Annotated in this window: 5 protein-coding genes; 2 read left to right on the forward strand and 3 right to left on the reverse strand. The window is 48.1% G+C overall.

From position 1 onward, the window contains the following. Positions 1 to 93: 93 nt before the first annotated feature. Positions 94 to 1,341, reverse strand: coding sequence for an oligosaccharide MFS transporter (locus tag A7090_RS20035; RefSeq protein WP_105275332.1), 1,248 nt, complete (start codon positions 1,339 to 1,341; stop codon positions 94 to 96). 70 nt (positions 1,342 to 1,411) lie between these two features. Beyond that, positions 1,412 to 2,326 carry an aminoimidazole riboside kinase gene (locus tag A7090_RS20040; protein WP_105275333.1) on the reverse strand — a complete coding sequence of 305 codons (915 nt, stop codon included), beginning with the start codon at positions 2,324 to 2,326 and terminating at the stop codon, positions 1,412 to 1,414. Positions 2,327 to 2,541: 215 nt separating this feature from the next. Between A7090_RS20040 and cscA the strand changes: the two genes are divergently transcribed. Further along, positions 2,542 to 3,975 (forward strand): sucrose-6-phosphate hydrolase, encoded by a 1,434-nt coding sequence (gene cscA, locus A7090_RS20045; RefSeq protein ID WP_105275334.1) that lies wholly within the window; start codon positions 2,542 to 2,544, stop codon positions 3,973 to 3,975. Between the two features lie 7 nt (positions 3,976 to 3,982). Here cscA and A7090_RS20050 read toward each other — a convergent pair whose 3' ends face one another. Then, the gene (locus A7090_RS20050; protein ID WP_105275336.1) at positions 3,983 to 4,978 is read right to left on the reverse strand and encodes a LacI family DNA-binding transcriptional regulator; all 996 of its coding nucleotides are present in this window, start codon (positions 4,976 to 4,978) and stop codon (positions 3,983 to 3,985) included. Positions 4,979 to 5,445: 467 nt separating this feature from the next. Here A7090_RS20050 and lpxP point away from each other — a divergent pair, with 467 nt between their 5' ends. Then, a complete protein-coding gene (gene lpxP, locus A7090_RS20060; protein ID WP_105275335.1) occupies positions 5,446 to 6,366 on the forward strand; it encodes a kdo(2)-lipid IV(A) palmitoleoyltransferase in 921 nt (306 codons plus the stop codon). Positions 6,367 to 6,524 lie beyond the last annotated feature (158 nt).

Genomic DNA, 6,524 nt, shown 5'->3' on the forward strand with positions numbered 1-6,524 from the left:
TGGACATTATTTTTGTAGAGCCGGAGGAAACAGACCAGACGGTTTAAATGAGCCGGTTACGAGCTATCGACAACAACCGGAAAAAGTTTACGTCTATATTGCTGAAGGTTCAGGCGTTTCCATTACGATTTGCTCGCGTTTTTTACTCAGGAAGAAAATGCCAAATAGCAACATTAGGCAGACAATACCCGAAATTGCGAAGAAAACCGTCTGGTAGCCTGCGTGGTCAAAGAGTATTCCTGTCGGGGTTGAAAGCAACACAATCCCCAACGAACTGGCAATTTGAAAACCAATCAGGAAGATCGTCGACGACAGACGCTTATCAAAGTTTGCCACGCTGTATTTGAATACAGATATAACACAAAGTGGAACCTCAATGGCATGTAACAGCTTCACTAATGAAATAATCCAGGGGTTAACAAACAGTGCGCAGGAAAGAATACGCAACGCCATAATCACAACACCGATAAGTAACGCATTTTTTGGCCCTACCCGATTCACAAAGAAAGGAATAATCGCCATGCACAGTGCTTCGAGTACAACCTGGAATGAGTTGAGATAACCATACAGGCGTGTCCCTACATCGTGTGATTCGAACAAACCCGCATAAAAAACAGGAAAGAGTTGTTGATCAAAAATGTTATAGAAAGACCACGTCCCCACAATAAATATGACGAAAACCCAGAAGTTTCGATCCTTGAAAACTGCGATAAAATCCTCTTTTTTTAACCCTCCCGCATCCACCGCTACGCACTGCTGATCCTGATCTTTAAAACGCATGTTGATCATCATAAATACAGCGCCAAATAGCGAGACCAGCCAGAAGTTGATATGGGGATTGATACTGAAAAAGATGCCGGCAAAGAACGCGCCAATAGCATAGCCAAAAGATCCCCAGGCGCGTGCTGTTCCATATTCGAAATGGAAATTTCGCGCCATTTTTTCTGTGAAGCTGTCGAGCAAACCACAGCCCGCCAGATACCCCAGGCCAAAAAAGAGCGCCCCCAAAATTAGACCTATTGAAAAATTGCTTTGCAGTAACGGTTCATAAACGTAAATCATAAACGGTCCGGTCAAGACCAGAATGAAACTCATACACCAGATGAGCGGTTTCTTAAGGCCGAGCTTATCCTGAACGATGCCGTAGACCATCATAAATAGAATACTGGTAAACTGATTGACCGAATAAAGTGTACCTAATTCCGTCCCTGTCAACCCCAGATGTCCTTTCAGCCAAATAGCATATAACGACCACCACAGCGACCAGGAAATAAAAAAGAGAAATGAGTAACTGGATGCAAAACGATAGTACACATTTCTGAATGGAATATTCAGTGCCATAATTACCTGCCTGTCATTAAAAATTCACGTCCTATTCAGAGTCAAGAGTGGCCTCGCCGCTTACTTCTCACTATTCCAGATCTTGTCGACATGGCAGCGCTGTCATCGCTCCTTTCGCCGTTACTGCAAGTGCTCCGCAACGTTGAGCGAGATCGATAATTCGTCGCATTTCTCTCTCATCTGTAGATAACCCCGTAGAGGACAAACCTGTGAGTAACCCGGCAACGAACGCATCTCCCGCCCCCGTGCTATCGACACAATTCACAGACATTCCAGCAAAATGGTGAACTTGTCCTCGATAACAAAGCACGACCCCTTCTGCACCTTTAGTCACCAACAGCATGGCAATCTCATACTCTTTTGCCAGGGCGCATATATCCCGATCGTTCAGTGTTTTTCCACTGATAAGTCGCCATTCTTCTTCCGAGAGCTTGACGACATCTGCCAGTTTTAGCGCCTGCCGCAAGCACAAGTGGAGCAACTGCTCGTCTTGCCAGAGATCTTCACGAATATTGGGATCGAAGCTGACAAAACCTCCGGCACGCCGGATCGCCGTCATCGCAGTAAATGCACTGGTACGCGAAGGTTCAGCAGACAACGCAATTGAACAGAGATGTAACCATTCGCCATGTCGCCAGCAGGGCAAGTCTGTCGTCTCTAAAAAAAGATCGGCACTGGGGCGGACCATAAACGTAAATGAACGTTCTCCCTGATCGTTCAGATCGACAAGCACAGTGGATGTCCGGTGCCATTCATCCAGCTTGAGATACGTGGTATCGACTCCCTCCGTTAGCAGCGTTCTTTGCATTAACGCACCAAAAGGATCATCACCCACCCGACCTATAAACCCACTTATTCCACCTAATCTGGCGATTCCCACCGCAACGTTAGCTGGCGCTCCGCCAGGACAAGGCAGTAGCCGCCCATCTGATTCAGGCAAGAGATCTACGACCGCATCCCCTAAAACCCATACTTTGGCTGACATTTTTTTCCCCCAAATTCATCTGACTTACGCATAGTGATAAACCTCTTTTTCGCAAAATCGTCATGGATTTACTAAAACATGCATATTCGATCACAAAACGTCATAGTTAACGTTAACATTTGTGATGTTATTCACACTTACAGAGAAAAGGGGCTTTATTTTTATAAAAGTTAACGTTAACAATTCACCAAATTTGCTTAACCAGGATGATTAAAATGACGCAATCTCGATTGCATGCGGCGCAAAATGCACTGGCAAAACTTCACGAGCGCCGGGGTAACACTTTCTATCCCCATTTTCACCTCGCGCCTCCTGCCGGGTGGATGAACGATCCAAACGGCCTGATCTGGTTTAACGATCGTTATCACGCGTTTTATCAACATCACCCGATGAGCGAACACTGGGGGCCAATGCATTGGGGACATGCCACCAGCGACGATATGATCCATTGGCAGCATGAGCCTATTGCGCTAGTGCCAGGGGACGAGAATGACAAAGACGGGTGTTTTTCAGGCAGTGCTGTCGATGACAATGGTGTCCTCTCACTTATCTACACCGGCCACGTCTGGCTCGATGGTGCAGGTAATGACGATGCAATTCGCGAAGTACAATGTCTGGCTACCAGCCGGGATGGTATTCATTTCGAGAAACAGGGTGTGATCCTCACTCCACCAGAAGGAATCATGCACTTCCGCGATCCTAAAGTGTGGCGTGAAGCCGACACCTGGTGGATGGTTGTTGGGGCGAAAGATCCTGGCAACACGGGGCAGATCCTACTTTATCGCGGCAGTTCATTGCGTGAATGGACTCTCGATCGCGTACTGGCTCACGCTGATGCGGGTGAAAGCTATATGTGGGAATGTCCGGACTTTTTCAGCCTTGGCGATCAGCATTATCTGATGTTTTCCCCGCAGGGAATGAATGCCGAGGGATACAGTTATCGAAATCGCTTTCAAAGTGGCGTAATACCCGGAATGTGGTCGCCAGGACGACTTTTTGCACAATCCGGGCATTTTACTGAACTTGATCACGGGCATGACTTCTATGCACCGCAAAGCTTTTTAGCGAAGGATGGTCGGCGTATTGTTATCGGCTGGATGGATATGTGGGAATCGCCAATGCCCTCAAAACGTGAAGGCTGGGCTGGCTGCATGACGCTGGCTCGCGAGCTATCAGAGAGCAATGGCAAACTCCTACAACGCCCGGTACATGAAGCTGAGTCGTTACGCCAGCAGCATCAATCTGTCTCTCCCCGCACAATCAGCAACAAAGATGTTTTGCAGGAAAACGCGCAAGCGGTTGAGATTCAGTTGCAGTGGGCTCTGAAGAACAGTGATGCCGAACATTACGGATTACAGCTCGGCACGGGAATGCGGCTGTATGTTGATAACCAATCTGAGCGACTTGTGTTGTGGCGGTATTACCCGCACGAGAATTTAGACGGTTACCGTAGTATTCCCCTCCCACAGCGTGACACGCTCGCCCTAAGGATATTTATCGATACATCATCTGTGGAAGTCTTTATTAACGACGGGGAAGCGGTGATGAGCAGCCGAATCTATCCGCAGCCAGAAGAAAGGGAACTGTCACTCTATGCCGCCCATGGCGTGGCCGTGCTGCAACATGGAGCACTCTGGCAACTGGGATAACATAATATCAGGTAGAACAACGGATCAGCAGCGGGCAAGGGATCCGCGTCACCCTTCCCCCTTCTCGCCCTTCAATAATATGCAATGCAGCTTCCCGCCCGATAATGTCATGTGGAAGCTGAATTGTGGTCAGCGGCGGTAAAAACAGATGCCCGACGCCAACCAAATTATCAAAGCCCATTACGGCGACATCCTGCGGGATACGTACCCCTTTCGCCAGAAGAACCTGATAAGCCACAAAGGCTGCGCGATCGTTACCACAAATCAGAACATCAAAATCTGGTTTGCCAGATTGGAAGTGGACATTGAGTAAACTTGCGAGATCGGTGTAGTGCTCATCACCTATTGCCATGTGAAATTGTTTCACCTCAGCCAGATCTCGTCCGGCATCAAGCCAGGCCTGTTCAAATCCCTGACGACGATACCCTGTCGCCAGCACGCCTTCCGGTAGCCAGAAGCATAGCGGTTGACGATAGCCCGCCGCGAGCAAAAGCTGTGTTGCTTCATATTGTGCAGTGTAATCATCAGGGATATAACTGGGTAACGCTGGGTCATCTGCCACACAGTTCGCCAATACAATATTTTCACCATGCAGAGACTCAGGCAGCGTGATATGCCGCAGTCCCATTGTAGTATAGATAATGCCATCCGGACGGTGGGCAAGCAGCTGACGTGCCGCGCGGGTAGCATCATCTTCAGAAAAAATATTGATTAAAAAACTATTCCAGCCGTACTCGCTGGCCGTTTGCTCAATGGCAAGAAGAATATCAACAGAGAAAGGGGTAGTAGCAGTATCCTGCGCCAGCACGGCGAGAGTCGACGGCTTACGTCCATGAGCACGCATCTTACGGGCAGAAAGATCAGGAACATAATTCAGGGTCTGGATCGCCTGCAATACGCAGTCACGCGTTGCTGGACGCACAGATTCTGCATTATGTATCACCCGGGAGACTGTCATCATCGACACTCCCGCCAGGCGTGCGACATCCTTTAATGAAGCCATACCCAAGCCGTTTGCCGTAAAACGGGCACTGTAGCAGAAACAGGTGTCACTGGCGAGACCCAACGATATTCTCAACGCCCTATCAGCCGACACGACAATACGATAAATAAATCATAGCTCAACCTCCTGCCGCGCTAAAAAACCTGTAACTTCAGTCACTTTAATAGTAAGACTATCCTTAACCTCTGGCAATTTTTGCTAAGCATCAATGAAAACAGCATGTTAAATGCAAGCCTGTTGTGTGCGGAAAAATATTTACTTTGCACGATTAATAATCAGTAGCTGAAAGCAGTCAGCCAGTGATAAAGTACAGAAACCGCATTCATGCTCCTCGTGGTTATGTCCTGACTAGTCTTTACACTCTTTACAGGAACCATTGTCGTACATGATGGCCTAATCAATTGAGTGTACCGCTGTCGACATGGAATCTTCTGCGATACAACAATTCGTATCTACAGAAGGTAACTATGTTTCCACAATGCAAATTTTCCCGCGAGTTTCTGCATCCTCGCTACTGGCTCACATGGTTTGGGCTTGGTGTACTCTGGCTTTGGGTACAGCTTCCTTATCCTGTTCTTTGCTTTCTCGGCACGCGTATCGGCGCGATGGCGCGACCATTCCTGAAACGTCGTGAATCTATCGCCCGTAAAAACCTGGAACTTTGTTTCCCGCAACATTCTGCTGAAGAGCGCGAGAAGATAATTGCCGAAAACTTTCGCTCACTCGGTATGGCACTGGTAGAAACCGGCATGGCGTGGTTCTGGCCCGACAGCCGCGTACGTAAATGGTTTGATGTTGAAGGGCTGGATAACCTCAAACACGCACAAATACAAAATCGCGGCGTGATGGTTGTCGGCGTCCATTTTATGTCGCTGGAACTGGGCGGTCGGGTGATGGGGCTTTGCCAACCAATGATGGCCACCTATCGTCCACATAATAATCAGTTGATGGAATGGGTGCAGACCCGTGGTCGCATGCGATCTAACAAAGCGATGATCAGCAGAAATAATCTGCGCGGTATTGTCGGTGCGCTGAAGAAAGGTGAAGCGGTATGGTTTGCTCCCGATCAGGATTATGGTCGTAAAGGCAGTTCCTTCGCGCCGTTTTTTGCAGTGGAAAATGTCGCCACAACCAATGGCACCTATGTCCTCTCTCGTCTCTCGGGCGCAGCCATGTTGACCGTAACAATGGTAAGGAAAGCGGATTACAGCGGATATCGTTTGTACATCACACCTGAAATGGAAGGCTACCCGGCAGATGAAAATCAAGCCGCTGCCTATATGAACAAGATTATCGAAAAAGAGATCATGCGCGCGCCGGAGCAGTACCTCTGGATCCACCGTCGCTTCAAAACGCGCCCGGTGGGGGAAGCGTCGTTATACATTTAACAAACAGCCCCTCTCCTTTCTCTCCTCAAATCAGCCATAATAACCTCATGGTTTTTATGGCTTTTTTCTTACGTTTTTTTCCTTCGCTGAATCTTTAATGATTACCGTCAGAAATTAAACTGTCGCCGATATGAGACACCTGTAAGTTACTAAAAGTA

Origin of the sequence: Escherichia sp. MOD1-EC7003 (assembly GCF_002965065.1) — a bacterium.
Taxonomy (GTDB): Bacteria; Pseudomonadota; Gammaproteobacteria; order Enterobacterales; family Enterobacteriaceae; genus Escherichia.